Here is a 2,482-nt window from a genome sequence, read left to right as displayed (position 1 = left end):
GCTCCATGCCGGGTGCGATTTCACCGATGTTGGGGAAGCGGCCGAGCAGTTCGTCGCTCGAGACCTTGCGCAGATAGGCGACCGAGCCTTCGCCGAGATGGGCGAACTCGCCGCTGGTCATGGTGATGATTTCGTCAGTTCTGGTCATTTCAAGCCTCCTTGGCGCGAGGACGCCGCTCAAGGCCATCCCGCATGAGAGCCATCAGTGAAGATCAGTCTTTCACCGATATATTTATTTTCCGTACCAGCCGTTCGGACTCCGGCCGATCGAGGTCGATCGACAAAAGGCCGTTCTTCAGTTCCGCCGCGATCACCCGCATGCCGTCGGCCAGCACGAAACAGCGCTGGAACTGGCGCGCGGCAATGCCGCGATGAAGGAATTCGCGCTCGGTGTCGTCGGTTTGACGGCCGCGCACGACCAGCTGGTTTTCCTCCGTTGTCACATCGAGATCGCTTTCGGCGAAACCGGCGACGGCGAGTGTAATGCGCAGCCTTTCGGCCTTGCCGTCGGCACCGCTGAGGCGCTCGATATTATAGGGAGGGTAGCTGTCGCCGGACTTCGCCAGGCGCTCCAGCGTCTTTTCCATGGCGTCGAAACCCAGGAGAAGCGGGCTGGAGAAAGGCGTCATTCGGCTCATGTTACACTGTCCTCTCAAGAGCGACATAAACTGGAAAAACCCGGATGGCATTTTTCCCGATGGTCTTGATATGGTCCGCCCCGCGGCCAAGTTCAAGCCACCAAAAGACCCGCCCAAAAAGACCAGGTCGTGGACTCACAGGAATAATCGCCATGGCGCTTGAAACGACGCGCGGATGCAACGAGAAGCGCGCAGGCCGGGACCGTTCCCCGTCAAGCGGCTCGGCAGCTTGCAGCCGGTTGGCGTCTTTCGGGCGCACGATCGGCCCGGTGAGCTGATGGCCCGCTAAACAAGGAATTCAAATGCCCCAACCACGCAAGATCATCATCGACACCGATCCCGGCCAGGATGATGCCGTCGCCATTCTGCTGGCGCTCGGCAGTAGCGAACTGGACATCGTCGGCGTCACCGCCGTTGCCGGCAACGTCCCGCTGAAACTGACCGAAAAGAACGCCCGCAAGATCTGCGAACTGGCCGGTCGGCCGGACGTCAAGGTCTATGCCGGCGCCATCCGTCCGTTGGCGCGCGAATTGGTCACCGCCGAGGAAGTGCATGGCAAGACCGGCCTCAACGGGCCGCAGCTGCCCGAACCGACGATGCAACTGCAGGCGCAGTATGCCGTCGATTTCATCGTCGAGACGCTGATGCGGGAAGAGAGCGGCACCATCACGCTCTGCCCGCTCGGGCCGCTCACCAACATAGCGCTGGCATTGATCCGCGAACCGCGCATCGCACCGCGCATCAAGGAAATCGTGCTTATGGGCGGCGGCTTCTTCGAGGGCGGCAACGTTACGCCCGCGGCCGAATTCAACATCTATGTCGATCCGCAGGCCGCCGACCTGGTGTTCAAGTCCGGCATCCCGATCGTGATGATGCCGCTCGACGTCACCCACAAGGCGCTGACCACCACCAAGCGCATACAGGCTTTTCGCGCACTGGGCACCAAGGTCGGCACCGCGACCGCCGAGATGCTGGAGTTCTTCGAACGCTACGACGAGGGCAAATACGGCACTGACGGCGGGCCGCTGCACGACCCCTGCGTCATCGCCTATCTCTTGAAGCCGGAGCTGTTCAAGGGCCGCCACTGCAACGTCAGCGTGGAGACCGCCTCAGAACTGACCATGGGCATGACCGTGGTCGACTGGTGGGGTGTCACCAAGCGGGAAAAGAACGCCATGGTCATGCGCGACATCGACCATGATGGGTTTTTCGCGCTGCTGGTGGAGAGGTTGGGGCGGCTTTAGATTGAGCAGTCTGACCTGATAGTTCATGGCGTGTCGGCACACGACGAACAGCCCCTCAATCGGCAAACCGGTAGAAGACGGAGCCATTGTCGCGGGTAACGCGCTCAATTTTGACACGGGAGCCAATCAGGCGGGGTCGATCGTCGTCAACGAAAACCAGAGCGTTGTTCTCCAGGAACAATCCATATTGAGACGTGCTGGTCCAGTGCCAGTAAACGCCTTCGATCGTCGCGTTGATCGGGTCAACTGATCGAATCGGCGTTGCGTCATTCTCCCACTCATTCTGGGCCAATATGAACATTATCGCAAAAAAACCGGAGAAGAAGACCACGCTTGGCGCGTTCCTCTTCAAACTCTCATAAGTCGACGGTGAAAACATGAATCCCTCAATGTCGATTCATGTGGTAGCTGGAAAGTAGACTTTCAATCAGCCGCCGACGCAGCTTTAACGCGGCGCCGGCCTCGGCTGCCGTTACTTCGACCTTGAAAACGCCAGCCACAGGCCGCCGCCGACCATGAAGCTGCCGCTGATCCTCGACAGGAGCTTGATGCGGCTGGCCGAGAGCATGCGCCCGGCGCGGCCGGCGGCCAGCGCATAGG

General features: G+C 60.3%; 4 protein-coding genes and 1 pseudogene. 1 reads left to right on the top strand and 4 read right to left on the bottom strand.

Annotation, left to right across the window (positions count from 1 at the left end):
• Together EOA36_RS33265 and EOA36_RS33260 are read right to left on the bottom strand one after the other, a co-directional pair.
• Positions 1-148: DUF1150 family protein (locus EOA36_RS33265; RefSeq protein WP_127280992.1), on the bottom strand; the 148-nt coding region annotated here is incomplete at its 3' end.
• 64 nt (positions 149-212) lie between these two features.
• Positions 213-638 carry an Hsp20 family protein gene (locus EOA36_RS33260; RefSeq protein WP_013893014.1) on the bottom strand — a complete coding sequence of 142 codons (426 nt, stop codon included), beginning with the start codon at positions 636-638 and terminating at the stop codon, positions 213-215.
• 302 nt (positions 639-940) lie between these two features.
• Between EOA36_RS33260 and EOA36_RS33255 the strand changes: the two genes are divergently transcribed.
• Positions 941-1,882, top strand: a complete 942-nt coding sequence (locus tag EOA36_RS33255) for a nucleoside hydrolase (RefSeq protein ID WP_127280991.1) — start codon at positions 941-943, stop codon at positions 1,880-1,882.
• A gap of 55 nt (positions 1,883-1,937) precedes the next feature.
• Here the strand turns inward: EOA36_RS33255 and EOA36_RS33250 are convergent, their stop codons facing one another.
• Together EOA36_RS33250 and EOA36_RS38620 are read right to left on the bottom strand one after the other, a co-directional pair.
• Positions 1,938-2,261 carry a hypothetical protein gene (locus tag EOA36_RS33250; protein WP_127280990.1) on the bottom strand — a complete coding sequence of 108 codons (324 nt, stop codon included), beginning with the start codon at positions 2,259-2,261 and terminating at the stop codon, positions 1,938-1,940.
• Between the two features lie 93 nt (positions 2,262-2,354).
• Positions 2,355-2,482, bottom strand: a pseudogene (locus EOA36_RS38620) (LysE family translocator); the annotation flags it as partial.

Origin of the sequence: Mesorhizobium sp. M8A.F.Ca.ET.021.01.1.1 (assembly GCF_003998025.1) — a bacterium.
GTDB lineage: Bacteria > Pseudomonadota > Alphaproteobacteria > Rhizobiales > Rhizobiaceae > Mesorhizobium.
The sequence above is the reverse complement of the archived record's forward strand: the minus strand, read 5'-3'. Positions and strand labels throughout refer to the sequence as shown.